The sequence below is a fragment of the Ectobacillus panaciterrae DSM 19096 genome (assembly GCF_000430785.1).
In the GTDB taxonomy this organism is placed as follows: domain Bacteria; phylum Bacillota; class Bacilli; order Bacillales; family Bacillaceae_G; genus Ectobacillus; species Ectobacillus panaciterrae.
Map to the genome: position 1 here is coordinate 52663 of NZ_AUMR01000015.1, position 25745 is coordinate 78407.

The window sequence follows — 25745 nt, forward strand, 5'->3', positions numbered from 1 at the left end:
AATTAAAAAGACATTTGTTCCATGTTCATCTCTCCCCTTCTGCGATTTCTGTATTCAAAACGCGATGCTTCATCCAATCTGTTTCTTTCAGCCAAGCTGTTAAAGCTTCAATATCCGTTGAAAACACACGATCCTTCGTAATGGACGGAACGATTTGCCGCCCTTGATAATAAAAGGACTTTGTAGCGCTGCTCATCTCTTCGACACCGCGATATTCTGCGGCCTGCATAGCGCAGATCATCTCGATTGCCAAAACGCGACGCACGTTTGCGATAATTGCGTATGCATGACGGGAGCCGATTGTTCCCATGCTGACATGGTCTTCTTGGTTGGCCGAAGACGGAATAGAATCTACACTTGCCGGATGAGCAAGTGTTTTATTTTCAGAAACAAGGGATGCTGCCGCATACTGCATAATCATCGCGCCGGACTGAAGTCCCGGCTCCGGGCTTAAAAACGGCGGCAGATCATTCAGCTGCGGATTTACAAGACGCTCGATACGGCGCTCGGCAATATTCGCAAGTTCTGCAACTGCGATTTTCATAAAATCCAGCGCAAATGCAATCGGCTGGCCATGGAAGTTTCCGCCTGAGATAACTTTCTCTCCGCCGTCGAAAATGAGAGGGTTGTCAGTTGCAGCATTCATCTCAATTTCCAGCTTTTCTTTCACATAGTTCAGCGCTTGCCGCGTTGCGCCGTGCACTTGCGGAATGCAGCGCAGAGAATACGCATCTTGGACGCGAAGTTCACCTTGTTTTGTTGTGAGTTTGCTGTCGCGAAGAATGGTACGTATGCGTTCTGCAACTTCTATCTGCTCTCGATATCCTCTTGCTTCATGTATACTTGCGTCAAACGCATCTATGATACCCCGCAGTCCTTCCATTGTCATGGCTGCAATCAACTCAGACTGATAGGCAAGCTTTTCCGCTTCCAGATATCCGACAACCCCCATCGCTGTCATCGCCTGCGTCCCGTTAATGAGCGCCAAGCCTTCCTTTGCCTGCAAACTAAGTGGGATTAATCCTTCCTTCGTCAAAGCAATCATAGAGTGGACGCGTTCCCCTTGATAAAACACCTCACCCTCTCCCATCAAAACAAGAACAAGATGAGACAGAGGCGCCAAATCGCCGCTTGCGCCGAGCGAGCCTTGCTGCGGAATGACCGGGTGAATGCGACGGTTTACAAGCTCAAGCAGCATTTCTACTACAAGCGGGCGCACGCCCGAAAATCCTTTTAACAGTGTATTGGCACGTAAAATAAGCATCGCTCGCGACACTGCTTCCGGAAACGGCTCACCGACTCCGCATGCATGAGACACAATCAAATTGTACTGCAGCGCTTCCACATGGTCTTTTTCGATGAGAACGTCGCTAAATTTTCCAAACCCTGTTGTGATACCGTATATAACTTTTCCTTCCGCTACAATTTCTTCCACGGCTTTCCGGCACTGTGCCACCTTTTCCATGCTGTTTGGACAAGCGGCAGCCGTGTCGCCCTCGTATAAAAGGCGCTCCATGTCGCGTATTGTTAATGACTGTCCTGTTAATGTAATCATGTTTTCCTCCTTCCCCAAAAAGACAAAAGGAGGCCTTACCCTTTAAGACGTACTCGTCTTAAAAAGCAAGGCCCCCTGATTATCTCTTCACTTTGGGCACATTATATGTGGTTGATTCCAAGTCCAATTGCTTCATGCTCTGAGCCCTTTACAGGCGCTCCGATCGTACCGTACAGCGCAACCGCAATCCAATCTCCTTCGCTCTCGCACTCATAAGGATTGCCGCGAACTATGGCAAAGCGCAGTCCTACCGTACGAAGCACATCTCCTAACTGAACGTGACCTCTTGTAACTCCGTACAGCGCCTCCATGATCGCATGATATAACGCATGTGTTTCTCGGTATACGTTTACTTTAATAATATGCTGACTCTTTGCAGCAGTTTCCATCGCTGCCACAACTTTTTGCGAATTCATCGAGCCGACCTTCCCGATACAATACTGCCAATTGGCAGGAATGTTTGTCACACTCTGCTCTCTCTCGTCGGTAAGCGCCAGCAGCATTGCCAAACGGCCGATCCGATTGTTTCTCTCTAGAAGCATAAGAATCTCTCTTTTCTCAATTTTCTTTCAATTAATCTATAAATTTCAGTATATATGAAAACGTTATCATAAGTCAATATATTTCTTTTTCTTGTCTCTATCTTATCCTGCATATATGATGAACTGTCTACTTCTCCAGCTTTAAAAATTTTTTACTGTGTAACTGTCATCCCCTGATACTTATCATACCAGTTCAAAAAAACAACATTTGTCCTAGTGTATTTATCCATACTAGTTCTGTCTTGTCAACATACATTATGGTGTGGCCATATTAATTGGGATAAAAAAGGAGAGGTTATCTTGGCTAGTAGTTATCTCAATAAGTTACGCCGCCGCAGGAATGCTTATTTGAGTTTTCGGAATGGCACACCAAGCGGTTTAGGCAGTGAATCTGCAACTTTAAGTAATCTGAACGAGAATGATCAAGAAGAGAATGATCAGAACGAGACAAAATTATTCAGACACTGATCCATTGAATGCGGAACTGCTTGATTCATTGATTCCGCTTCTTAATAAAATAGTAGAGGATGATCGATAAATGACAGATAATACACATAACCACGCACACATTCAAAACAGCGGTAATTCCGGAGTCCGCTTAAATGTCGATTCGGATGTAAGAGCAAATCAAGATACAGAGGTCGATTCGGATGTAAGAACGAGACAAAATTATTCGAACAGTGATTTATTAAACTCACAGCTGCTTTCATCTTTAATTCCATTACTCAATAGACTAGTTAGAAACAATCAAGACTAATGAGAAAAGGAACGTAGGCTCTTTGGTTCCTATAATTATCGGTTTAATCGTCAGTTATTTAGCAGAAAAAGTGTATGTTTATAAATACCGACAAAAACTTGGTTAATAACACCAAGTTTTTTTATGCTCTCAGTAAATTTTCTTGCTATATACAAGTGAATAAAAAAACCGTCTTTTTATAGTGGGGAGAGATCATCCGCATGCAGAAGCGGTCAAACCTTTGTAGTGGTTCATGCAAGAATAAATCAGAGAGAAGAAGCATGCAATACTCCCTTTTGGTTGCACATAACACATGGACATGTCGAAATTATAATTCACTCATATATAATATTGATGGCTTCGTGTTGCAAATCTTTCATTACAACAATTTATAGTGTGTCGCTGTATCTGTGCATAACAAAGCAGGAGTATCGATATGGCGTACACTTCCAATTTCAATTTTATTTCTTTTTGACAAAAGCCGTAATTAAATCTGTAGCCAAGGAAATAAGAAAAAACCCTACTGCCAGCAACGGTACCGCAGTGATGATATAGCGGCCTGCTTCCGCATCTGGAAAATACAAGTGCATCAATAAAAACACTGCAAAAAACCATAGGAATATCAAAATGTTGACAATCATTTGTTTAGACATATGCTTCCTCCTTTTTGCGCTTCATTCGCTTAAATAACGTACGCACTTCTGAAGATATTAAGCAAAGTCCTCCGGAAAATAATGTCCCATTCCCTTCACTTCCACAAGCTCGCAAGAAACATCATATTGTACAAACAACTTATACAGCTTTCTTGCTCCATCTGCGAATGGATCTTTTTCCTCCTATACGTTTCTTCTATGACTCTCTTAATATATCCCTTTGTATGCAATTCTTCATATGTATCACGCCTGCCGCTTACACAAACATGAATGATTCCTTCTATATATGAGTGAATGATAAGTTCGACATGCCCATGTGCTATGTGCAACCAGAAGGAGTATGGTATGCTTCTTCTCTCTGATTTATTCTTGCATGAACCACTACAAAGGTTTGATTGCTTTTGCACGTCGCCGGACGATCTCTCCCCACTATAAAAAGACGGTTTTTTTATTCATTTGTATATATATATATGATTTTCAGATACTTTTTGTACCGTAATCAGCTTCATCATTTCTCCTTTTTCAAATTCCATGATCTTCCTTCTTCTACCTTAACAAATTCTCGCATTTTTTAAAAGACAATACGAATGCACTCTTCAATTCCAAATTTTGAATATAAACAATTATATATCTATGAGCAAAGCACTTGTTTCCTTACTTTGCGAGGCCTTATAATGAATTTTGTTGATTTAGGAAGCCGGACATGCTGGACTATTATTTGTACGGGGATTTTTTATGCTTCCTTTTTCCTGAAAAACAGTTATAATCAGGAACGTATGTTCTTTTTTTATATTTTTCATACGTATGAGTAGTACTAGAGGGGGGATAACAATGCTGCTGAATGAAAAAGCATTATCGTGGAACGAAACAATGAAACAGCTGCAGCACAAATATGTGGGACGGACTGTAATCGACCGCGGCCGTTTCGAGCAAAGCGAGCTGCTTCTGTTTTTACATAATCACGATTACATTTGCCTTCCGACGATTATTCAAGGTTTATCAGAAGAACGCTTCGCTTCATATTCTGTATACACGACAGAGGAGAAAGACCGGAAAGTGGGCACGCTCATTCTTGAATACCGCCAGGATCAGGAGCAGTCATTAGTGGTTGATGAGCTCTATTTCGTATAATGTATTGCGCTGCCTTCTCCCTGCGTCTTATAATAAATTTAGTAATCTAAAGGGGGATATGCAATGCTTAGCGGATGGTTCAGCTGGTTTATTGTCGTATGGACAGTCATTTTGCTTGGGTTGATGTCCATTGGCGGCTATTTTATGTTCCGAAAGTTTTTAAAGCGTCTGCCAAAAGAGGACGGCATGTCCATTCTCGATTGGGAAGCGCATTATATTGATGAAACACGGCACTTATGGGGCGAAGAACAAAAAGCATTGCTTGAAGAATTGGTCAGTCCGGTTCCGGAGTTGTTCCGCGATGTAGCCCGCTCCAAAATCGCAGGCAAAATCGGTGAGCTTGCCCTGCAGGAGAAAGCGCCTTTTATTACGCAGGATTTAATCATTAAAGGCTATATAGTAGCGACCCCAAAGCGCGATCATAAATTTTTAATGAAAACGCTCGATAAAAAGAAAATCGATTATGCTGCTCATCATGCATTATTAAAGTAAAAAAACCTCGGATATCCGAGGTTTTTTATGTTAGCTTCACGTTTTTATCATAGTAGTCATCTTGTTTTTTGAGCTCAAGCTCCAGCTTCTTGTAGGAGCGATACATGGCGATGCGCCAAGAAACGATCATGGAAAAGGCGAGCAAGAAAAACATACCGCTCAGTTCACCATACGAAATCGATTGGCTTAAATACGCTTTTAAACCGATCCGCACTGCAAGCAATCCCACTAAGATGAAAATAAACGCCTTAGAGCGCTTCAAGTATATTTCTTGACCGCGAATCTCAAATTTAGACGTTTTAATCAGTAAAACAGAGAAAACTAAACCGACCGTTATCGCTTCAGCCATTTCCTGCGGCGTTAAGCGAAACTCCGGCACGATATACATGAGCGCTCCTGTGCTCATAAAAACCGGCGGAAGAATGATTTTCTTCAAAGATGCAGGCTTTGCTGATGCTTTCAATCGGACGAAAGTAACACCAATCATCATAAAAACAGCAACGATACTAGATAAAAGTACGAAATTCATTTCTATCATTCCTTTTGTCTTAAAAGTAAACAATGTACCTTTATTATATGCCTTTGTCATCAGTATTTCCAACATTTCTAAAATAGAAACTTAAAAATTAAAAGCCGGTGAATCCTCCAAATAGTTCCGTCACGTAAATCGTAATTTTCGTCATACCGTCAAAATACAGCAAAATTCCCATCAGAATCATGATATAGCCGCCTGCCTGCACAAACTTGACACTGTTTTTCTTGATCCAGGAAAGCTTGGAAATGAAAAGCGACATCACAAAGAACGGAATCGCAAAGCCTAATATATACGCAACCATATACATCATCGCAGATTCCGGATTCGTCGCTCCAAGCGCGATTACACCAGCTAAAATAGGCCCTGTACAAGGCGTCCAGCCGGCTGCAAATGCAATGCCGATAATAACAGAGCCGAAATAACCGGACGGTCTGCTTTTAAACGTAAACTTGCGATCTCTCATTAAAAAGGCCGGCTTCAATAACCCAACGATGATAAGTCCGAATACAACAATAAAAATGGCACCCAATTGACGAATCAAATCTTGATAATCGTTAAAAAATTCTCCGATAAACGTCGTACCGAACCCAATCGCGATAAACACGATAGAAAAACCGATTAAGAAAAAGGCCGTGTGCAGCATACTGCGCTTTTGCAGCATTCCCTGCTCCTCCTTCAATTCAGAAACGGACATTCCGGTAATGTACGATAAAAACGCCGGATATAACGGTAAGCAGCACGGGGAAATGAACGATAAAAATCCTGCCCCGAATGCCAGAAATATATTGATATCCTGCATACTCTCTCTCCTCTCCAACCCCCATTGTAGCAAACTTTTCCCTTAAAGCTGAACGAAAACATATGTAAAGGTTTTGTGTCTACTAGTATTGTACAACTTTGGGGGAGAAACATGCCAACTAAAAGCAAAACTTGTGCCGGCATATAGCGTAGTAAGGGCAGTTGACTATATAGTTCTGCAGAAATGATATGCATCATTTCCAAGTATCACCCAGCTTATCCGAATAAAAGAAGATGGCCAATTGCGCCATCTTACTCCTTGCCATAATGCATATTCATTATCTGATAATCCCTTGAAACAAGCCTTCCAAAACTTTCTTTTCATGCCGATTAAAGCATTCTATCTTTGAAGCTGCAAGTATTCTGTCTGCTAGCGGTTCGTAATGAGTGATGGTCACCTCACAGTGAATCGTCCCCCCTGACACAGGACGCAAGAAAGTGAATTCAGCGTTTCTGGCAATGATTATGTAAATATTCCAACAGGAGATGGACTAAGATACGTAGAATATATTCCAAAAAATAGCATTTCATACGAGGAAAGGGTGGGGTGTATGCTGTTTCAGTACTCGGTCGAATATGCGTTTTGGCAAGGAAATCGATATGTTAAGGAAACTGTTATCGTGTCAGCTTCTTCAGAATCGTACGCCATACAAAAAGTAATGGAGGAGCTTGTGCGCCGCTTCGGCTCAAATGCTTCTCCAAACGTCCAAGTGCTACAGCATGCCTAAACGGAACCGTCTCGCTCAGGAGCAGAACCTAAGATTCTGCTCCTTGCCGGTGGAGCTAGACACCAAACGGTCACGGGACCGCTTTTTTCTTATGCATTCATATTTCACAAAAAGTAGATACATATAGAGCAATCCAAAATATTTTAAAGGATGGGAGAAATCTTCTCCCATTTTGTTTCTTTTGACGCAGATTGTGTTCACATATAATAAAGTTGTTTAATCTTAATGCTCTAAACACATATAACATCATCTGAAAATAGAACAAACCTTATTCATTTATAATACGGTTCACCGCACCAACTATTGTATATAATTGTAAAATATCAAAATAATTTGGACTCTTGATTTAAGTCAATGACCAGTCATAATCTTCCTATTAAAATGAAACCAACATTGTAATATAGGAGGGTATATTATGGCTACCTCAGTAAAAGAACAATCGTATCAACGAAAATCTGCTCTGGTTGCTGGCACATCACTTATCATCATGGCACTTGCTGCATTTTTTTCCTATGGCTTTGCCCATGGAAGTCTTGTGGTGCAAGGGGATGCCAGCGCCACTTTTAATAACATTAAGTCATCAAATATGCTTTTCAAAGCTGAAATCTTTGGCTGGGTCATCATCCTAATCACTGACATTGTGGTCGCCTGGGCTTTCTACATCTTTCTGAAGCCAATTAATAAAAGCCTTTCATTGCTCGGGGCATGGTTCCGTCTTACTTATGCGACTATATTGGGAATTGCCATACTGAATTTGATCTTTGTATTGCTTCTCTCGAAAAGTACAGACTATTTATCATTATTTAAAACCGATCAACTTCAGGCACATATGATGTTGTTTCTTGAAGCATTTGAATCTATTTGGTCTATAGGATTGATCATTTTTGGCGGGCATCTCATGATTGTAGGCTATTTGGTTTTCAAATCAGACAGAATACCTAAAGTCATTAGCGTCTTATTGTTGCTTGCTTCAATAGGCTATATTGTCATTAACTTATTTAACACGATTCTTTCACAATATAATGCGGTAATTTCAATTCTTAAAATTGTATTTAATGTACCAATGATTGTAGGAGAATTGGGCTTTGGTATATGGCTGCTATTCAGAGGAGGAAAAGTCCCTAAAGATGTATAACAACTTCCTAAAATTTATCTTTATTGATTCTCTTCTTGATTCTACTTAATGATTCTGGGGTAATACCAAGATAACTCGCCAATTGATGTTGGGGTACACGATCGACTAAATGAGGTCGTTTTCGTATTAGCGCTTTGTAGCGTTCTTCTGGTGTAGATGCAATAAATGAAGCCAATTCATCTTGTACCTCACCAAAGTTGTGCTCGATCATCTTGCGTGTCATTGTTTCCAATTGTGAATATTTGTTATACATGTCCTTTTCGGAGTCAAGGTCACCAACGACCAATATACAGTCTTCTAGACAAGTTAAAGAGTACGCGGATGACTTATCCTGTCTATGATGATTGAAATTCGAAATGGCTTGTTCTTCTGTGTAGAAATTGGATGTGACCTCTTTTCCCGTTTCATCTATAGAATACTGTCTAACACATCCCTTCAATACAAAATAACATTTAGTAGGAACATCTCCTTGTCTAAGGAGTATTGTTCCTTTTTTATATTCTTCAATTTGTACATCTTCAACGATTGCCTGTTGTTCTTCTTCGTTTAGTGTTGTAAATCTAGTCATATACTTCATTAATATTTTTTTCATTTTCCTCTCCATTTAACTCCTTTAATTGAGTCATTATGATCAACATCATCTTTGTATTACAAAACTTCTTAGCAAGCTATTCAATAAATAGCTTTGAACTTTCTTTCTTCATTATAAACCTACATTAATATGTTAGTTGGAAAAAATAATTATTGTCACTTAACAGAGTGACGCCAAGAAACATAGAATTCTTTGAAACCAACTTATAAAGGAGAATACGGGCTCATCGGCACCCACTTCATTCCGCTTTGTGTCGAGCACGGCATCGCAGAAATAACGGCGGCAAACATGCTTGCGACTATCGGTATTTTCGATTTAATCGGAACGATATTCTCCGGCTGGATGCGCACTGTCCTGAACAGCTACCATTATACATTTTTGCTTGCCGGAGCATTTTGCCTGCTGGCGACAGGAATTGTACTGCAAATTGGGAAGAAGAGCGTTAGCTATACCATATCTGCTGCAAAAGAACTATAAATACGAAAGCACCTGTATTGCAAGTACAGGTGCTTTTACTTAAGAACCGACCTTTTCGGACTGCTTCACCTTTGCATCCTTATCCTGTTCAAACGACTCCTTATACTCAACAAGCTCTACTTCGCATCCTGTTCCAAGCTTCACACGATTGCCGCGCACGACCTTTGCCTTTGTATACTCCAAGTAAATATCGTCGCCTTCGACTGTATCCACAGTTAACTTATCACTGTAATTAAACATCGATTTAATCATTTCCTTCAAGCGGATAAAGGACATTTCCTTTTGAATGCGGATCGTCTCTCCGCCAATTTCTTTAACAGAGCATGCGCCGTACAAATCAATGTCAATAAAGCCCGCATTCAGCATACCGCCGATTGTGAAGTGGCATTTTCCTGTGAAATTTTCCGCTTCACAATCCCCTTCAATTTTAACGAACCCTTCCACCTTGATGACTTCTCCGCTTACTTTTCCTTTTACATCAGCCGAGCCTTGTATCTTCCATTCTCCCACTTCTAAATTCCCTTCCAATTTAGAAGCTCCGTTTACTGTCATCGTTTTAGCCTGCACATTTCCAAAGATGTCGCTCGCACCGTTCGTTTTGAACACATCACATGCGACATCTCCGTGAACCTGCCCTTTTCCGCTAATCTTCACTGCATCAAATTCGCCGCCCCCGGCACTTCCAGATCCCGCGATGATTAAGTTTCTGCCTTTCTCCATCCTTATCCCTCCGTCACTTTTACTTTCAATTCTTCCATGCAGCTTCCCATGTGCAGGCGCGCCACAACTTTGCATCCCTTTTCTGCAGCCATGTCACTTCCATTCACGACAAGCAAGCAAACTGATATGCCCAACTTTCGCAGCACAACGAATTCAAACGGCTTTTCTTGGAGCTTGGGGTAATGCTCCGAAACGACCTGTAGAATCGTTCTTCCTTCTTCTATGCTGATTTCACCTGAATGGAGCAGCTTATCTGCGACGTACAGAGGAAAAAGCAGTTCAAATGGCAAGCTCTCTTTCGCTCCGTATACTTGATCTCCTATTTCCAACACCACATTCGAAACAATGTTACGTTTTACAATTTCGTCTTTGGACAAAGCAACATCAATTGGTGAAGAAGAAAACATGCCTGCTATTTCATCCAATGATAAATCATCCTTCATGTTTTGAATCTTATTGATTCGTGCCAACACCTCATACTTCGGGAAAAACGTCTCCTGTCCGGTAAACGCGGACTTTCGGATAAACCACTCTTCCGGAATAAGATTTTTCCGCTTCCAGCGGTACAACTGTCCGTATGAAATGCCAGTTAGCTCTAGAAGGTCTTTTTTTGAAATGAGATCCTTTTCCATGCGTGACACTCCTTTCTTGAAATCAGTGTAACATAACATTGTTACGTTGTTAAGCAAAAAAAGAAAAGATGGGCTATTTTTTATTCAACAAGTTTCATTGAAAACATCCCCCATTTTGTTTAAAGAGTTAAAAATTGAAGAGATCATCCGATAACACGCTTTACATAGAAAAAGACTCGCCGCAGCGAGTCTTTTTCCTTATGTAACTACAAGCACCATTCGTGTCGTCTTTAATATGTAACCATGAAAATCATCGTCAAACTCATGCATTTGCACAAATCCTCTAGCTTCATAAAACCTTTTGCCTTTTTGATTCTCTGATTCTACATTCACATATACTTTTTGAGCATTTTGCACAGCCTGCAGTCCCGCTTCTAGTAAAGCCGTTCCAATTCCTTGCTCTTGATAAGCAGGAAGCAAATAGATTGCACTCAACTCCATTTCCTTCTCTTCGTTTACATGCGGGAAATTAGCGAACCCGACAATTTTCCCGTCTGCTTCTGCCACAAACATCAATGTATGCGCAACGCGGCGATGCATCATCTCATCTGAGTAGGCATAATCAAGAAAATGATCTTGAACCTCACGCGGGATCATGCCCTCATAAGTATCGTACCAAGACATTTTTGCAATGTGCTGCACATCCGGAATATCCGCTGCTTGCATTCTGCGAACCTTGTAATTCATACAATCCCCCCTAAAGCACCTAATTCGTTTCCTTTTTAGCTCATATACCTTCCACTTGCAGTTCATAACAGTATAGTATTCTTGAACAACAAACTCTTTCTTGTTTGTTTTTACAATATAAGTATTATCGCCTTTATATGTAACACTTTCAACTTTTTTATTCGTAAATCCCCCTTTTAAACTAGAATCATTTAAAATACTTTCAGCACTCATTCTATGAAGAATGTTATGCGGTGAAACAATGGACAGCGCAATCATGAAAAAGACTGTTACAAGCACAGTAATAACGATAACTTTCCATTTCCTCATCTGAAATCGTCTATATTCAAAAATTCTTCTGCGTTAATTTCCAGCAAATATTCTTTTCCGCTGTCCATAATAACGTTTGTTTGATATGTCATCCTCTCCACTTCGTGTTTAATTTGAGCATTTTCTCGGCCAAGCCCCTTTTTTATGGGACTACCTGCATTTTACATCAAAAAGCATATGGTAAATTGTACAGTTAATTTTATTCCCATCAGCTTTTACCCCAATATTATGAAGGAGGCATACAGAATGAGTCATCATGATCACGTAAGCGGATTCCACAGCGGTTTCGCTCTTGTAGTAGTATTGTTCATTCTTTTAATTATTATCGGTTGCAGCTGGGGCTGCGGCGGTTACGGCGGTTACGGTGGTTACGGCTACTGCTAAAACCTACAAACTATGGAAGAAGCCTTTCTGTATCGCAGGAAGGCTTTCTAATTATGCTTTAATATACATATACACTGTCAAACAGTTCTTGTCTTTGCCGAACTCTGTCAAATCGAATCAGAAACGGCCGCTCTCTCCTCGTTTCCAGCAATTCCTTGGTTAGTGTATGCCTAACGCCAGATGCGGTGCCTGTATTTCCTTAATCGTAAACACAGATATTCTTCCTAACAGTCATGATGTTTTTGCTCAATGAAGTATATAAGTTTCCATTGTAAGCGTACGCAAAATAAAATGAATCAATCAGCCTCAAAGCTTCCGCAGACAAATCCTCTCCGTCTTATGATCTGTGCCTTTATACAAAATCGACTGCGCGCGCCCTTTTGTGGGCAAAATGTTCTCGTGCAGATTTTTGGCGTTGATATCCTTCCAAATTTGCATTGCCATCGTGACTGCGTTTTCTCTAGACAAATCGGTAAAACGGTGGAAATAGGATTTCGGATTTTGAAACGCCGTCTGCTGGAGCATTAAAAATCGTTCTATGTACCATCTCTCAATATCTTCTTCGCGCGCATCCACATATAAAGAAAAATCGAAAAAGTCGCTGACGAACACCTGATGCGCTTTGCTCACCTGCAGAACGTTGATGCCTTCTACGATAAGGATATCGGGATTGCTTATTTCCACAGCTTCATCGGGAAGTATATCATACGCAAGATGGGAGTACACTGGTGCTGTCACTTTGTTTCTTCCAGCCTTCACATCTGAGATGAATTGAATCAATTTCTTCATATCATAGCTTTCCGGAAAGCCCTTTTTATTCATAATTCCTTTTTGCTCTAAGATACGATTTGGATATAAAAATCCATCGGTTGTAATGAGATCCACTTTCTGATGGTTTTCAAAACGAGACAGCAGTGTCTGCAGAAGCCGGGCTGTCGTGCTTTTCCCTACCGCCACGCTCCCTGCAATTCCGATGATATAAGGCACCTTCTTCGTATCATTTCCCAAGAACGACGAGGCCATCTCGTGCAGCTGTTGAGATGCTTTCACATACAGGTTGATTAAACTCGTCAAAGGAAGATAAATGTCCTCCACTTCCTGCAGGGACACCTGTTCGTTCAAGCCCTTCAGCTTCTCCAGCTCTTGTTCTGTTAAAGTGAGAGGGGTATGATCTCGCAGCCCCGCCCATTGTTCGCGGCCGAATTCAATATAAGGAGTATCGAAATGCATTGTGACTGCCACCTTTTGCAATATATTTATTGAACCTGATAAATGTTTAATGTTATACGTGTACTTCCTATCAAATTATATAAGATATAATACCAGCATGTATATCTATTTTTAGAAGAACTAAAATATTCTCAAAAAAAGATTAACCCTATATGTAATCGTTCTTTTCATCGTATTGGCAGCTGCAGCGCCGGCGAATTTCAAACAGTCGTTGTGATGCTTAGTTTGGCAAATTTGCAATTGGCTGTTCCAAACTGGAATTCATCCCCTCACTACTCGCTATGGCTCCTTGTGGAAGGAGAATTCTTTCGGAATTATGTTAAATTGGCACATACTAGTATAGTCGGAATATAACACGTTGAAAGGATGAAAACACATGAAAACAAACGTAACGTGGACAGGACAAATGGCGTTTTCAAGTTTCACTCCATCAGGACATGAACTCAAAATGGATGCGGCTGAAGAAGCGGGAGGACAAAACAGCGGGGCGAGACCGACAGAACTTCTTTTGCATGCGGTTGCGGGCTGCACCGGGATCGATATTATTTCGATCCTGCAGAAAATGCGGCTGAATCCCGTCTCCTTTCATATGGAAGTAGAAGGAACACGTGCAGAAGACCATCCGAAGCGCTTCACAAAGGTTCATATTCATTACGCATTGGAAGGAGAATTGCCTGAAGACAAGGTCATCCGGGCAATCATGCTGTCCAAAGATAAATATTGCTCTGTTTCTCATTCATTGAGTGCTGCTATCACCGTAAGCTATTCGATAAATGGTGAGGATGGGAAACAAACAATACAATAACCTGCTTGAAACCCCTATTCTGTTAAATGGACTAGGGTTTTCAAGCCGCCATTACATAAAAAGAAAACTATAAAAATTGGTGTTCGCTTTTAATTTATGATTTGATCTTTACAAAGTAATGAACAGGGCAAAAGGCATTGGACGCCCAATGCCTTTCATTTATAGTATATGAACTGATTTTCCTATACTTGAAAAATAAATTTCATTTTCGAAAACAGCACAAGCATTCTCATCAATTCCATATCCGGTTGGGATTGATAACTTTTCCATAGCTTAAATCCATACTTTATATATTTTTCTGCTTCAAAAGTGAGCTTATCTTTTCTTTGCTTTTATAATTTCTCTCGTCTGCTTCTCCATCCGCTTATCTGCCTTGTGATCGCGTACTACCAAAACAGCATGAACGGCACCGGGGAACCAGAAAATCAGCGTTAAAATCAGATTCAATAATGCTTGCACCGGTTTGCCGCAAAATAGCACAGCAACAGGCGGCAGTAAAATCGCTAACAAGTACATCATGATCATAGCCCCTTTCTTACGTACACATTCTTATTATAGTTCGAACCTATATCCATATTATACCATACGTTTCTTATGCGCTCTTCTCATAAGTGTATCTTCATCTTATTTCATAAATTTATCCTATATTTGAATCTTCGTACATTTTCTTCTATTCGTTGGCATAACCGCTTCACGCCATTTATCCTTATACACTTGCGATACAGCTGCTTTTAAGAACCAATCTTTCATCATATCATTTACAATCCCAGGAGAATCTTGCTTCGCTGCAGACACTGCTGCATGAATCCAATCTTCTGGATTAGCTCCCTGCCAATTCCAATATCCTGTATTATCTGTTACTCTATCATTCTCTTTCACTTTTTGTTCTAAAGTAATTCCTTTGTTTTCACAACAAGCTCCTCGCTACATTCAGTACTTACATAAGCTATATGAATTTACGAATTTTCAGCGGAGCCAAACAAAAAACATTTGCCTTGTACTAAAGTATTGAATAGGCACATATCTTGTGTATAGCGAAGTGACAGACAAATGATGTAACGTTTACCTTTCTAAGCTGACAGTTTCCGTTCCTTAAATCTTTGTAGTATTACTCTATACTGTATCGTGCTTTACCTCGTGTTTCCTTTAATTTTAATGTAATGATTTTTTAAACCCTCGCATTACATATGCCGACAGGAAAATCATTCTCGAGAATCTAAAGATTTGGAAGGGTGCTCGAGTGGGTATCGACCGATTTTATATATTTCTGTCGCTTACTGAGACAATTCATATAGCATCTACAAGGAGTGATATTATAATGAAAACTTACGATGTCATTATTGTTGGAAGTGGGCACAACGCCTTAATTACTGCTGCTTACTTGACCCGCGCTGGCCGCAGTGTGTTAGTGTTGGAGAAAAACGATCGTCCCGGTGGATTCTTACAGACCGAGGAATTGACCTTACCGGGATTCAAGCACGATGTATATGCTGCAGCTCATCCGCTCTTCTTGACGGGACCGGCTTATGCAGACCTTGGGGATGCCTTGGAAGCACGTGGATTATGCTATGTCAATACTGATTTGCCAACCGGTGTTTCCATGGAGGATGGGCAAACAGCAGTGCTGGCTCGCTCTTTCGAAGATCTCGTTGCAGAGGCTGAGAAATTATCTCCCGGTGACGGTGCAGTATTAACCCATATGTTTGAAAGCCTCAATCCTTACGTTAACGATGTCTTCACACTATTCAATCTAGACCTTTCCCGTCCCCAAGCAGCCTCTATCCTTACAAGATTGCTTCACGAGAAGGAAGACCCGGGATATTCAGCATTTGCTGCTTCACTGTTTTCAACAGCTCGAAATGTTGTAAGCTCCTTTCAGTCTCCGGTGTTACAAGCAATGCTAGCCCCATGGGTCACCCATCTTGGACGCACGCCTGACGAAGCGGGAAGCGGGATTTGGGTCCCGCTCACCATGATGGCACTAATGGGCGGCGGCATGCCGATACCCAAAGGCGGCAGCGAAATGCTGGCAAAAGCACTAAAACAATTAGTGCAAGATCAGGGGGGAGTCATCCGCACGCAGACACATGTCCAACGCATTATCGTTAAAAATAAGCGTGCTGTTGGGGTGCGAACAGCAGACGGTGAAGAATTCCGCGCTGAGCATGCCGTGGTTGCTTCCACCACTCCAGACCAACTCTATCTCTCGTTGTTGGCAGAAACGGATGTTAGTCCTCCTTTGCGCATGCAAGCAAAGCAGTATCGCTACGGTCGCGGTTGTGTTCAAATTCACCTTGCGCTTAGCGAACCGCCGCGTTGGTCCGATGCACGTTTCGCCCAAGTTGGCCAGCCGCATCTGACAGACGGACTCAATGGCTGTACACTGGCGATTGCACAGGGAATAGCAGATTTGCTGCCAGCTAAGCCAACCTTTACAGTGGACTGCTCGACCAATCTTGATCCCACTCGTGCGCCTGCAGGTAAAGCAATCATGCGAATTCAAGTACTTGAAGTGCCGTGCCGTCCTCGCGGCGATGCCGCAGGTCAGATTGATATCGGTGACGGCACTTGGACTCCGGACCTCACTGAGCGCTTCACTGAACGTGTACTGGCGATTGTGAGCAAGCATATTCCTAACATTCCGAGCGCAATTATCGGGCATGCTGTCGTCACTCCCAATACTATTGCGCAATATAATCCCAATGCAGGTCCCGGCGATCCGTATGGCGGTGCTCATGACTTGTCACAAAGCTACCTGTTTCGCCCGCTACCAGGGCAGCCGAGTCATCAAACAGCAATACCGAACCTCTATATGTTAGGTGCGGCAACCTGGCCCGGACACGGGATCAATGGGGGATCAGGCTATATTGTCGCTCAGCAGCTCCTTTCACTATGATTCATAAACGTATGATTGCCGAAGCTTCAAAGATATCGATATATGCCTATCAAGGCGATGTAAGTAAATACTTAAAAGACAAGGCCCCTGCTGCATGAGTTAACATGCTACCCACTCTTCTCGCAGCCAGAAAGTTGCAAATAGAAAGAGAGCAGTTACAAGACTGCTCTCTAAAACTATAACTTTATTAACCTCATTTGATAACTTATACCACCAAGAAGAAGTTTCTCAGCTCTTAGCATAGCTTTTACACTATTAAATCTAAGTTAAGAATCATTCCTTACTTATTTGTTCAGATAGGAACAACAATAGTCAGCAACAGTATGAACCTTTAAGAAAAAGGTCTCATTGGCTGGTACGTAAAAAACTCCTCTTTCCTCTATAAGCTCCCAATCTTGACCATTTAGTTTATATTCCAATTTACCACCCAGTATTTCCATTTCTTCCTTCTCAGAGGTAGAAAATTCATATTCACCTGGAAGCATAATTCCCAAGGTCTTTTTTGTACCATCTTGAAATAACACCGTTCTACTAGTTACTTTTCCATCAAAATAAACATTAGCTTTTTTTATAATACCAACATTTTCAAATTGCGACAATATTCTCACCCTTTCGTGTTATTTTTTTAATTTATCATAAAATAATGTCATTTTAAACTATAAATCCTTATCGTTGATGTTTAATACTCAAGAAGTATGGTACGTGAAATCGTCGATATGATACGGATGTATGAAAACGTGAATATTCGATAGCATTACATGCTGTACGAAAGGTTGGATACATCAGCAAATCTACGAAGCAACAACTTCCGATCATGACAGGTTATGTTGACTTCACATGAATGCGGTATACAATAATTACCCAGTAAAAATATAAAATTTTAATCTAATTTATATAGAATGTGCATTTGTGCAAGCAGCTACAAAAGAAAAACATAAAATATAAAGTGATTTAAGGGGGTGTGTATAATATGTCAGGAAGTTGGAGAAGCCATAGAAGTCACAGAAGTTGCAGAAGCTTCAAAAGTCATAGAAGCCACAGAAGTTGCAGAAGCTTCAAAAGTCATAGAAGCCACAGAAGTTGCAGAAGCTTCAAAAGTCATAGAAGTTGTAGAAACTGGAAAATCTCGAAAAGTCAAAGAAGTTGGAAAAACAAGGAAACTAATAAGACCATTATAATAAATAATGGAATTATTAGAGACAGGAACGAAAGAAGAAATAGGAGAAGTAGACGCTCTAGAAGAACTAGCTTTTTTAGACGTTCCGGTTTCTGGTCGTAGTTTCTGGTCATTCTAGGCCATTGTAGATGTTCTTTTCTATATAGGTTCTCCGCTAACAAGATGCTCATTCTGTATGCTAAGAATCGTAAGATAACAAGCCACCATTTCGGGTGGTCTTTTTATTTACATAATTCATCGGAAGTTGATTCATAGTTTGCAGCAGTATCCGTATCTCCCATAATAACCACCATGATTAAGTAACTATGGAGCTGGCTTGTAGTATTACAAATAGGCTTGTAAATGCTGTTATTGTTACACGTCGTAAAGAGTAAACTAACTACCGATAACACTGGTTATGTGAACTAAAAATGAGCGTCCGTCTTTGGGCGCTTCTTTGCTTTATAAACGTATGGCATTGCGTTTGTAATTTTAATATTCTTCATTTTCTTCATATATGATGTGTTGATAGCTCCGCTCATAACATGGTGACTAAAAAAGGAAGCCTATCGCTAGTTACAGCGCAGGCTCTTTCGTCTATTCTTCGTTATTACTGAACGTTTCGGCGGCTTTCTACGTCACGCTTAATTTGCGTATACAGTACCCGATCTTCCAGATGGCTAGAAGCGCGTGTCGCTATCTTCATATCCGCATTGGACAAGGCCGATCCTTTTCGAAGCATATTTACTAAATTAATTCGTTCTTTAGTTTCGTCGAATCTCATTTAAAGACGGTCATCTTCCCATGCCCTGTTATAATCTTTTATATTGTCTTTTTCTTTTGATGTTTCTTCCAGTTGGCTTTGCGTAAATTTCTCGGTTCTATGATTTTCCATTTGGTCTCTCGGCGTGATCTTTTCTTCTTTTTTCACGTCAACTTCCTCCTACTGTTTGTTTTAAACCTATTCACTTGTAATCTAACCAAACTATGGAAGATTGAGCTGCCATCAAGGCAGCTTTTTCTTATAGAACTACCAGTAAAAATGGTGTTAAAAGTACAAACATAGTGCAATTATTTATCAAAGAATCCTAAAGCATATTTTACCCCTTCTTGAATATCATTTGTTTCGTATGCTGCTAATTCCTCAAAAGTAATTTTCAGCTTTACGTCTTCTAATTCGTAACCGCTATCTAAATCAATATTCAAAAGAACTTCATACCCATCATCATTAACACTCGTTTCAATAATGTTGAAAGTCTGAATAGATGTACCTGTTTCATACTTGATTGGTTCTAAAAAATCTGACATAAAAACACCACCTTTTTTTCTCCAATCTAACACTTTAGATATAGCTTCCCACCCATAAGACGCCTGTCGCCTACTTATATGAAGATTTCGCTATCCCCTCCAACGTTAAAGTTTGTGGCCGTATCCAATAGTTTAACCGTACTAGCTTCTGATATTCATTTAGCATTCCCATATACTTTTTCAATCTGATATTTCTGTTTGATTAACCTTTATAATCGTTATTCTTTAACTAGACTAAATAAAAAAGATCAACCAGAAAAATCTGGCTAACCTTATAATACGGACAGGTGCGTTACTTTAAAGGTGATGCTGCCTTTGCTATTTGAGAATCTGGGCAAGTTGGTTGAAAAAAGTGTATAAACAACAATATAAAGTTAATTCTATATACAGAGTAAATGAATGATAAAAGGAGATTACATCGTGAAGCCATATGAAATAAATAATATGATTATTGATAATGAGTTTTATGGCGAAGAATCGGTGACAGCTGATTTTACTTACAATAATAAAGATTATAATATTACTTTTAAAAAAGCAGACCTTGAATTAATTAATATCTGGGTTTTTGAGGATGATACATCTATTCCAGCAAATTTGTCAGATAATATTATTGAATCAATTAGAGAAGATGTTAAAAAGAGGATCTAGTCACATGTACTAGATCTTTTTCTTTTTGCTCGGTTAAGATATGTTTTCAATTTTTATATAGAAACTCAAGAAAAATTTGCTGATGAATATTAGAGCCTATTTAAATTAATGGTTAGAAATGAAAATATTTTGCCTTATTGCACTAATGGCTGGCGTTAGTGCAATTAAGCATACGAAAAGACCTTCATGAAATTTGAAGGTCTTTCATATTATACAGTTATCAACAGTTTGTCACACTATCATGATAATCCAATGCATTATTGATGTGGACACCTGCACCAGGCGGATCCCGCAGTTTATTCAGCACCTTCCTATCATAGGCGGCTGCATCACAGGAGCCGCCAGGGCAAACGAATCGATAAACGATTACGCAGGCAACTCTGGTCGGTTATGGCCATACAGCTGCTTATAGATCTGTTCAATCTCCTCGCCGGTTAGATCGCCCCGCTTCAGCAATTCCTCCGCAATGGCGTGGACGAATTCGGCGTGTTCCCGTACTAGCTCCTTTACTTTGATCATCTGATCCTTTAACAGCTCGTTGATCTTTGGCCGGAGCGCCTTGAGTGCATCGGGCCGAGAGCCTAACGCAAGCCAACTAAACAGCTCATCTCCCATACCGACCATACCAAGGTAAGCACCGGCCATCTCTGTAGCCTGCTTCAGGTCAGAAGTGACCCCGTTTAATTTCTTCTCCAGGAACTCCTCTTCCACCGCCCGGGCTGCGAGACAGACTTGGATCTCCGCCAAGATCTCACTGTCGCTTCGGTTATACCGCTCATGCGTCGGCTTAGTGGCAGCAAGACCGAGCGCGTCGCCCCTGCGGATGATTGTCACCTTCCAAACCCGTTCGTGTGGCTTCAACAGGTACTGGGCCACTGCATGGCCGGCCTCATGGTAGGCGACGTTCCGCTTCTCGTCCTCGCTCATGGAGCGAAGCGGCTGTTTGAGGCCCCACTCATAGGTCTCCATGGCAGCCCGGAAGTCCTCGTAACCGGAAACCGGAGCGCCCCGCTGGTGAGCGATCACAACCGACTCGTTAACGATATGCTTGATCTGTGCAGGGCTGTAGCCAACCGTGTCGAGTGCCGCACGCTCTGGAGTCAGAGTAGAGTCCCGCTTCACCTTCTGGAGGTAGTAATGGAAGACATCCACTCGGCCGTCATAGTCGGGGGCATCGACCCAGAGCTTCCGGTCGAAACGGCCGGGCCGGAGCAGCGCGGGGTCGAGTACGTCGGGCAGGTTGGTTGCTGCGACCGTCAGCACCGCCGGCCGCTCTGCCTTCTTGCGCCGCAGGCCGAGCGAGCGAAGCTGCTTGGCAAACCAGGAGCTGTCAATGTTCGGCGGATCCATCTGCAAGAGCAGCTCGTTGAGCAGGCCAGAGCCGCCGCCCATGCCGAACAGCCCTGCTCCTCCGCCCCCAGCCTGCCGATTCATACCGATGGCGTCGACTTCGTCGATGAAGATGATACAGGCGCCGTAAATTTTTGCCAGCTTCCGGGCCTTCTTATAGAGGGACATCACCTTCAGGTTGCCGACGCCGAAGAACATATTTTGAAAACTTGGGGCAGAGGCATAAGCAAAGGGCACCTGTGCTTCATTGGCGATCACCTGAGCTAGGTAGGACTTGCCGGTGCCGGGGGGCCCACAGAGCAACAATCCCCGGATTGCCTCGCCCCCCATCTCCTTGAACTCCTTGACGCCCTTAAGCAGGATGACGATTCGCTTGGCATTTTCAACGATCTCGGGGTTACCTCGGTAATCGTCCCAGGTGGCTCCGGTTTCGCCGGGCAAAATCCAATACGTACGTCCCCGGGCCAGGAACCAGAAGAGAGCAACGAACTGGATAATCATGAACATTACGGCGAAGAGCAGCTGCAGCACAACATTGACAATACCCAACGCGATCTCCCAAGCTGTCGGTCCTCCTGCCCACAACATCACGCCGATGAAGACGAGGGCTGCCAACCAAAGAAGGAATTTACGCCACTTGATCCACTGATATATACTCATGGCCTCACTTCCTTTACAGGTTTTGACTATTCTATGAAAAGACAGCCCCAGGGGTATCTCGTATCCAAAGCCGAATTCTAGATGATGGCAGTTCTGTAAGGTATAGTCGGCATCATTTCCTCTATCTCATTGATCTCCCCTAAGTCAGAAAAAACCTTCTTTATAGTATCAAAAGGCTTTTCCTCTTCATTTAAAGAGTAATCTTCACTAAGTATAAAGTCGTGGTATTCATTGAAATCATAAATGCTTTTATCCCATTTTTAGCCTAACCAGATTAGATAATAACTGCGGGCTTTTTTTCATGGAAACACCTTGCAAAATAATCTTTTCACAAATTTTATTCAGTGTTTCTCATTTTAGAACTGAAAACTAACCAAATCTACGTTTTATCGAAAACTTTTGAAGTGTAAAGGATTGAGCTGAAAGGGTCCAGTTGATTAACTGGAATGAGCTAGAAGGAAAGAACAAGTAAAAGGGATGGGATGGCGAATAGATATTAAACTTGCTTCATGATGGGATGGGTTAGAGGTAAGGGCAACGTCAAGATGGATCACATTTGTTACAAGCGGAGGGATAAACGCCAATAAAAAAGAGAGCCTACACTCTCCATTTATTTTTGATCTCTATCAAATAATTCCAAATTACAGCCAGACCGCCAATGTAGTAAAAAATTAAGAGTATCCAGCCTGTAGGATCAAGCGGCATCAGGGTCACAACAACCAATAATGGAAACACATAGTATAGAACATCTTTCAAATAATCTAATACCATTTTTAGAGAGAAAGACTTAGTCACCAACGATCGAACAAGACCAATAAGAAAATCAAGCAACATGAGACCCAATATAGCCCACATCGTATAAAGCATCCAACTTTCTATTTTACATCACCTCCCTTTTTATCAGTACTTTATTTTATGCTGCAGATAACAAATTTGCCCGTTCTTTTAATCGACATTGTATTTAAAAGGAGGAACGTCTATAACTGAAAAAGCAAAAAAGAAGAGGTATTTTCTTTATAACCTTAAAAAGGAGGCAGCTTGTAACTAACGGGTTCCCTTTTGAGGTGCAAACATTGCAAATCACATCACATTTTTTGTCACTAATATCAATGCAATTCTCAATGGAATTCTCTAATTAAATAACAATAATAAACGCAGAGAAGGGATAGCTTAATCGCTATCCCTTCATCTTAATTTCACTATCTAATCCCGTTGGTTGAAGAAAGTTGTTGTCTGTTTTTATTAAGTGTCTTCGTTACTTTTGTACTCCAAAATATCACCCGGCTGACAATCCAAAGTCTTACATATCGCTTCTAATGTTGAAAAACGAACCGCTTTTGCTTTCCCATTTTTCAGAATGGAAAGATTCGCCATAGTAATTCCAACCCTCTCCGAAAGCTCCGTTACGCTCATTTTTCGTTTTGCTAACATCACATCAATATTAATAATAATTGTCATATCCTCCACCTCAGACCGTCAAATCATTTTCTGATTTTATGTTAATCGCTTCTTGTAGAAGCCGTTGGAGGATAGCAGCAAAAACGGCGATAACCAACGAAGCAAAAATGATGATGAGTCCCATTAATGCAATAGGAGGGTCAACTTTCTTCGCTATAAAATGAAAGAGTGGCAAACCTAATACATACAAACCACTGATTGTAATCGCACAGCACTTTATGTTCTTTAACGCCTTTACAGATAATTCCGAGAACGCTGTGTTCTCGTCAATGTACCGTAAAAGATTGAAAGCCTGATAGAGAGCAAAGTAAAAAGGCACAGCCGCTCCATACATCACGATGAAAACGAGATATTTCATTGGGGCAATATTTGGATACAATTTTGCTGCGAAATTCGCCATATGGGGCACTAAAAATATACATAAAGCAAGAACCGGTAGTCCTATAATAAAAACAGCTATTTTTAAAAACAATGTTGTGACTTCTCTCAAAATAAACACCTCACATTTTTATTTCATTTTTTTCCAGGAAATTTTTAATTGGTTTTTGAAGAACACTTACAAAAGTTGCAACGGTACTTGTCACTAAAATACCCATTAGACTTAGTGATATAGGACCTGCTGCGTCATCTCCTGTGATTTTAGCAAGCACCATTAAACTTACTATTCCTAACAGAATGAGGAAAATGACTGTAAAAGCACATTTCTTTATAATCTTCAAAGATTTAAGGGATAATTCAGAGAAAGCATTGTTTTTTTCGATATAGGTTAATAGTTTAAATGCTTGATACAACGCAACAGAAAACGTAATACAGAATCCATATGCACATACTAAAAAGGGGATTAGGAAGTAAGCCGTATCTGGATGTACTCTTGCATCTCTAACGGCTATCTCAGGCAACCAGATACACAAAGCAAGCACTGCAATTCCAGCCAGAAAAATAATTACCTTTAAGAAAGTGGTTGAACCTCGTTTAACATTCATTTAAAACACCTCACTTATTTAATGACAACATGATTTTATCTTATGATTTATCGTTTTACAATAAATTCGTATTGTTTTTTATTATATTATTATTGTTATTGAAATATCCTTTTAATTTTGACAAAAATAAAAAGCATTTCTCATTACAAAGAAATGCTCTTACTTTAAAATGTTAACTTTGCCCACCTTGACCACGTTTTCGCACATTGTTCAGGTTGTAAATCATCTTATCCGTATTAACCCACATTTTATCGAAATTCATCGCAGCGAATGCTTTTGCTTCGTGCCGTTCAAGAAATTTCAGACATCTTCGGTAGAGCCATTCTAATTTAGAGTAATAGGTCTTGGAACCAATCCCTAACATTTCACACGAGCGTTTAACAGGAGTTCTGTTTAAAAGTTGAGCAGCTAAATCAGGCAAGATATCATTTCGTTTTTGATGATAAGTTGTGGATTCTCTTCGGCTAGGCTTGTATTTTAAATCCTCGAATCTCTTTTGGGTTTCACCAAACCATTTGCAGAAGGGATTCGTACAACGATTAAATTGAATGAGGAAGGGTTGACCTTTGAAGTGAAATTTCACGGGTTGAAACAGTAGGTCACGATATTTTTTTGCAAAGTCTGAGGGGAAAAGGAGAGGATAATCTTTTTCACGCTCCGACAACTCGGTGCTAGTGATGGGACTTTCAATAACAACAATATTATCTTCTTTGGTAGCAAGTCTTTTCAATTTAGACAAGTTGTTCTTCTTCCTCCTCAACATTGATTAAGAGCTGGTCTGTAATTCGTTTGTTAAAACGCTTCTTCTGAATCCACTCCATAAAATCTTCATCTTTGAGTAAATTTTTTAAAAATGTATCCACAACTTCATCCTCGCTATATTCAGTGTATTGAGCATAGTATTTAACGATTGCTCTGGTGTGTTCAGACACTATCCAGTTAACTTTTCGTCCTTGGGTTTTCTTAGGTTTAATAAACTCCATATCTGTTCCTCCTTCCAAATTCACAAAGAAAATCACATGATAATTCACAGTTAAATTCACACTGTACAATAATTATTTCCATATTCGAGAAATAGTATGCGAATTCCTGATTGAATTTAAAGAAAAATATCAAAGAGTGCAGTAATACCAAGGAAATAAAAA

General features: G+C 40.7%; 33 protein-coding genes. 10 read left to right on the forward strand and 23 right to left on the reverse strand.

Annotation, left to right across the window (positions count from 1 at the left end; genetic code table 11):
- Positions 1-25: 25 nt before the first annotated feature.
- The 3 genes from hutH to H540_RS0106325 all read right to left on the reverse strand — a co-directional run bounded on the left by hutH (position 26) and on the right by H540_RS0106325 (position 3486).
- Positions 26-1555 carry a histidine ammonia-lyase gene (gene hutH / locus H540_RS0106305; protein WP_028399915.1) on the reverse strand — a complete coding sequence of 510 codons (1530 nt, stop codon included), beginning with the start codon at positions 1553-1555 and terminating at the stop codon, positions 26-28.
- 101 nt (positions 1556-1656) lie between these two features.
- Positions 1657-2097, reverse strand: a complete 441-nt coding sequence (gene hutP / locus H540_RS0106310; protein ID WP_028399916.1) for a histidine utilization transcription antiterminator HutP — start codon at positions 2095-2097, stop codon at positions 1657-1659.
- Positions 2098-3294: 1197 nt separating this feature from the next.
- Positions 3295-3486: a hypothetical protein gene (locus tag H540_RS0106325; protein WP_028399918.1), complete on the reverse strand. Its 192-nt coding sequence runs from the start codon at positions 3484-3486 to the stop codon at positions 3295-3297.
- Between the two features lie 831 nt (positions 3487-4317).
- On the opposite strand from H540_RS0106325, the gene H540_RS0106335 reads away from it, so the two are divergent.
- Both H540_RS0106335 and H540_RS0106340 read left to right on the forward strand, forming a co-directional pair.
- Complete coding sequence (locus H540_RS0106335; RefSeq protein ID WP_028399919.1) at positions 4318-4617, forward strand: hypothetical protein; 300 nt, start codon at positions 4318-4320, stop codon at positions 4615-4617.
- Between the two features lie 63 nt (positions 4618-4680).
- Positions 4681-5109, forward strand: a complete 429-nt coding sequence (locus H540_RS0106340) for a DUF2621 domain-containing protein (protein ID WP_028399920.1) — start codon at positions 4681-4683, stop codon at positions 5107-5109.
- A gap of 25 nt (positions 5110-5134) precedes the next feature.
- Here H540_RS0106340 and H540_RS0106345 read toward each other — a convergent pair whose 3' ends face one another.
- Together H540_RS0106345 and H540_RS0106350 are read right to left on the reverse strand one after the other, a co-directional pair.
- Positions 5135-5638, reverse strand: a complete 504-nt coding sequence (locus H540_RS0106345; RefSeq protein ID WP_028399921.1) for a CcdC family protein — start codon at positions 5636-5638, stop codon at positions 5135-5137.
- Positions 5639-5735: 97 nt separating this feature from the next.
- Complete coding sequence (locus H540_RS0106350; protein ID WP_028399922.1) at positions 5736-6443, reverse strand: cytochrome c biogenesis CcdA family protein; 708 nt, start codon at positions 6441-6443, stop codon at positions 5736-5738.
- 550 nt (positions 6444-6993) lie between these two features.
- Here H540_RS0106350 and H540_RS32980 point away from each other — a divergent pair.
- Both H540_RS32980 and H540_RS0106360 read left to right on the forward strand, forming a co-directional pair.
- The gene (locus H540_RS32980; RefSeq protein WP_155890957.1) at positions 6994-7170 is read left to right on the forward strand and encodes a DUF3903 domain-containing protein; all 177 of its coding nucleotides are present in this window, start codon (positions 6994-6996) and stop codon (positions 7168-7170) included.
- Between the two features lie 415 nt (positions 7171-7585).
- On the forward strand, positions 7586-8305 hold the full coding sequence (locus H540_RS0106360; RefSeq protein ID WP_028399923.1) for a DUF4386 domain-containing protein: 720 nt from the start codon (positions 7586-7588) through the stop codon (positions 8303-8305).
- A 7-nt stretch (positions 8306-8312) separates the two neighbouring features.
- On the opposite strand, the gene H540_RS0106365 is transcribed toward H540_RS0106360, so the two are convergent.
- Positions 8313-8897, reverse strand: coding sequence for a Crp/Fnr family transcriptional regulator (locus H540_RS0106365; protein ID WP_028399924.1), 585 nt, complete (start codon positions 8895-8897; stop codon positions 8313-8315).
- Positions 8898-9089: 192 nt separating this feature from the next.
- Between H540_RS0106365 and H540_RS34000 the strand changes: the two genes are divergently transcribed.
- On the forward strand, positions 9090-9374 hold the full coding sequence (locus H540_RS34000) for a hypothetical protein (protein WP_028399925.1): 285 nt from the start codon (positions 9090-9092) through the stop codon (positions 9372-9374).
- A 39-nt stretch (positions 9375-9413) separates the two neighbouring features.
- On the opposite strand, the gene H540_RS0106375 is transcribed toward H540_RS34000, so the two are convergent.
- The 3 genes from H540_RS0106375 to H540_RS0106385 form a co-directional block, all read right to left on the reverse strand.
- On the reverse strand, positions 9414-10094 hold the full coding sequence (locus H540_RS0106375) for a polymer-forming cytoskeletal protein (protein ID WP_028399926.1): 681 nt from the start codon (positions 10092-10094) through the stop codon (positions 9414-9416).
- Between the two features lie 2 nt (positions 10095-10096).
- Positions 10097-10726 (reverse strand): YhbD family protein, encoded by a 630-nt coding sequence (locus H540_RS0106380; RefSeq protein ID WP_028399927.1) that lies wholly within the window; start codon positions 10724-10726, stop codon positions 10097-10099.
- A gap of 198 nt (positions 10727-10924) precedes the next feature.
- The gene (locus H540_RS0106385; protein ID WP_028399928.1) at positions 10925-11413 is read right to left on the reverse strand and encodes a GNAT family N-acetyltransferase; all 489 of its coding nucleotides are present in this window, start codon (positions 11411-11413) and stop codon (positions 10925-10927) included.
- Between the two features lie 555 nt (positions 11414-11968).
- Between H540_RS0106385 and H540_RS31855 the strand changes: the two genes are divergently transcribed.
- Positions 11969-12106 (forward strand): YjcZ family sporulation protein, encoded by a 138-nt coding sequence (locus H540_RS31855; protein ID WP_081415035.1) that lies wholly within the window; start codon positions 11969-11971, stop codon positions 12104-12106.
- 306 nt (positions 12107-12412) lie between these two features.
- Here H540_RS31855 and coaA read toward each other — a convergent pair whose 3' ends face one another.
- Complete coding sequence (coaA, locus tag H540_RS0106400) at positions 12413-13336, reverse strand: type I pantothenate kinase (protein ID WP_028399929.1); 924 nt, start codon at positions 13334-13336, stop codon at positions 12413-12415.
- A gap of 376 nt (positions 13337-13712) precedes the next feature.
- Between coaA and H540_RS0106405 the strand changes: the two genes are divergently transcribed.
- Positions 13713-14141 carry an OsmC family protein gene (locus H540_RS0106405; RefSeq protein WP_028399930.1) on the forward strand — a complete coding sequence of 143 codons (429 nt, stop codon included), beginning with the start codon at positions 13713-13715 and terminating at the stop codon, positions 14139-14141.
- Between the two features lie 315 nt (positions 14142-14456).
- Here the strand turns inward: H540_RS0106405 and H540_RS0106410 are convergent, their stop codons facing one another.
- Positions 14457-14660 carry a YqaE/Pmp3 family membrane protein gene (locus H540_RS0106410; RefSeq protein ID WP_028399931.1) on the reverse strand — a complete coding sequence of 68 codons (204 nt, stop codon included), beginning with the start codon at positions 14658-14660 and terminating at the stop codon, positions 14457-14459.
- A 123-nt stretch (positions 14661-14783) separates the two neighbouring features.
- Positions 14784-15020, reverse strand: coding sequence for a hypothetical protein (locus tag H540_RS0106415; RefSeq protein WP_028399932.1), 237 nt, complete (start codon positions 15018-15020; stop codon positions 14784-14786).
- A 439-nt stretch (positions 15021-15459) separates the two neighbouring features.
- Here H540_RS0106415 and H540_RS0106420 point away from each other — a divergent pair, with 439 nt between their 5' ends.
- Positions 15460-17037: a phytoene desaturase family protein gene (locus tag H540_RS0106420; protein ID WP_028399933.1), complete on the forward strand. Its 1578-nt coding sequence runs from the start codon at positions 15460-15462 to the stop codon at positions 17035-17037.
- Between the two features lie 284 nt (positions 17038-17321).
- On the opposite strand, the gene ppnP is transcribed toward H540_RS0106420, so the two are convergent.
- Positions 17322-17636, reverse strand: a complete 315-nt coding sequence (gene ppnP, locus H540_RS0106425; protein WP_028399934.1) for a pyrimidine/purine nucleoside phosphorylase — start codon at positions 17634-17636, stop codon at positions 17322-17324.
- Between the two features lie 360 nt (positions 17637-17996).
- Between ppnP and H540_RS0106430 the strand changes: the two genes are divergently transcribed.
- Complete coding sequence (locus H540_RS0106430; RefSeq protein ID WP_028399935.1) at positions 17997-18215, forward strand: hypothetical protein; 219 nt, start codon at positions 17997-17999, stop codon at positions 18213-18215.
- 588 nt (positions 18216-18803) lie between these two features.
- On the opposite strand, the gene H540_RS32985 is transcribed toward H540_RS0106430, so the two are convergent.
- The 3 genes from H540_RS32985 to H540_RS0106445 all read right to left on the reverse strand — a co-directional run bounded on the left by H540_RS32985 (position 18804) and on the right by H540_RS0106445 (position 19501).
- Positions 18804-18977, reverse strand: coding sequence for a hypothetical protein (locus tag H540_RS32985; protein WP_155890959.1), 174 nt, complete (start codon positions 18975-18977; stop codon positions 18804-18806).
- Complete coding sequence (locus H540_RS32990; RefSeq protein ID WP_155890960.1) at positions 18978-19124, reverse strand: hypothetical protein; 147 nt, start codon at positions 19122-19124, stop codon at positions 18978-18980. It lies immediately after the preceding gene.
- A gap of 140 nt (positions 19125-19264) precedes the next feature.
- Positions 19265-19501 (reverse strand): hypothetical protein, encoded by a 237-nt coding sequence (locus H540_RS0106445; RefSeq protein WP_028399936.1) that lies wholly within the window; start codon positions 19499-19501, stop codon positions 19265-19267.
- Positions 19502-19921: 420 nt separating this feature from the next.
- Here H540_RS0106445 and H540_RS0106450 point away from each other — a divergent pair, with 420 nt between their 5' ends.
- Entirely contained in the window at positions 19922-20149 is a 228-nt protein-coding gene (locus H540_RS0106450; protein ID WP_028399937.1) for a hypothetical protein, read from the forward strand.
- Between the two features lie 366 nt (positions 20150-20515).
- Here the strand turns inward: H540_RS0106450 and H540_RS29085 are convergent, their stop codons facing one another.
- From H540_RS29085 to H540_RS0106485, 7 genes are all read right to left on the reverse strand, one after another.
- Positions 20516-22159 (reverse strand): AAA family ATPase, encoded by a 1644-nt coding sequence (locus tag H540_RS29085; RefSeq protein ID WP_081415036.1) that lies wholly within the window; start codon positions 22157-22159, stop codon positions 20516-20518.
- A gap of 597 nt (positions 22160-22756) precedes the next feature.
- Positions 22757-23014, reverse strand: coding sequence for a hypothetical protein (locus H540_RS0106460; RefSeq protein WP_245592181.1), 258 nt, complete (start codon positions 23012-23014; stop codon positions 22757-22759).
- A 387-nt stretch (positions 23015-23401) separates the two neighbouring features.
- Complete coding sequence (locus tag H540_RS0106465) at positions 23402-23617, reverse strand: helix-turn-helix domain-containing protein (protein ID WP_028399939.1); 216 nt, start codon at positions 23615-23617, stop codon at positions 23402-23404.
- A 10-nt stretch (positions 23618-23627) separates the two neighbouring features.
- Positions 23628-24107, reverse strand: coding sequence for a DUF2975 domain-containing protein (locus H540_RS0106470; RefSeq protein WP_028399940.1), 480 nt, complete (start codon positions 24105-24107; stop codon positions 23628-23630).
- A gap of 10 nt (positions 24108-24117) precedes the next feature.
- Positions 24118-24600 (reverse strand): DUF2975 domain-containing protein, encoded by a 483-nt coding sequence (locus tag H540_RS0106475; protein ID WP_028399941.1) that lies wholly within the window; start codon positions 24598-24600, stop codon positions 24118-24120.
- Between the two features lie 172 nt (positions 24601-24772).
- Entirely contained in the window at positions 24773-25339 is a 567-nt protein-coding gene (locus tag H540_RS0106480; protein WP_028399942.1) for a hypothetical protein, read from the reverse strand.
- Complete coding sequence (locus tag H540_RS0106485) at positions 25332-25583, reverse strand: hypothetical protein (protein ID WP_034670468.1); 252 nt, start codon at positions 25581-25583, stop codon at positions 25332-25334. Before H540_RS0106485 ends, H540_RS0106480 begins: the two co-directional genes overlap by 8 nt.
- Positions 25584-25745: the final 162 nt, after the last annotated feature.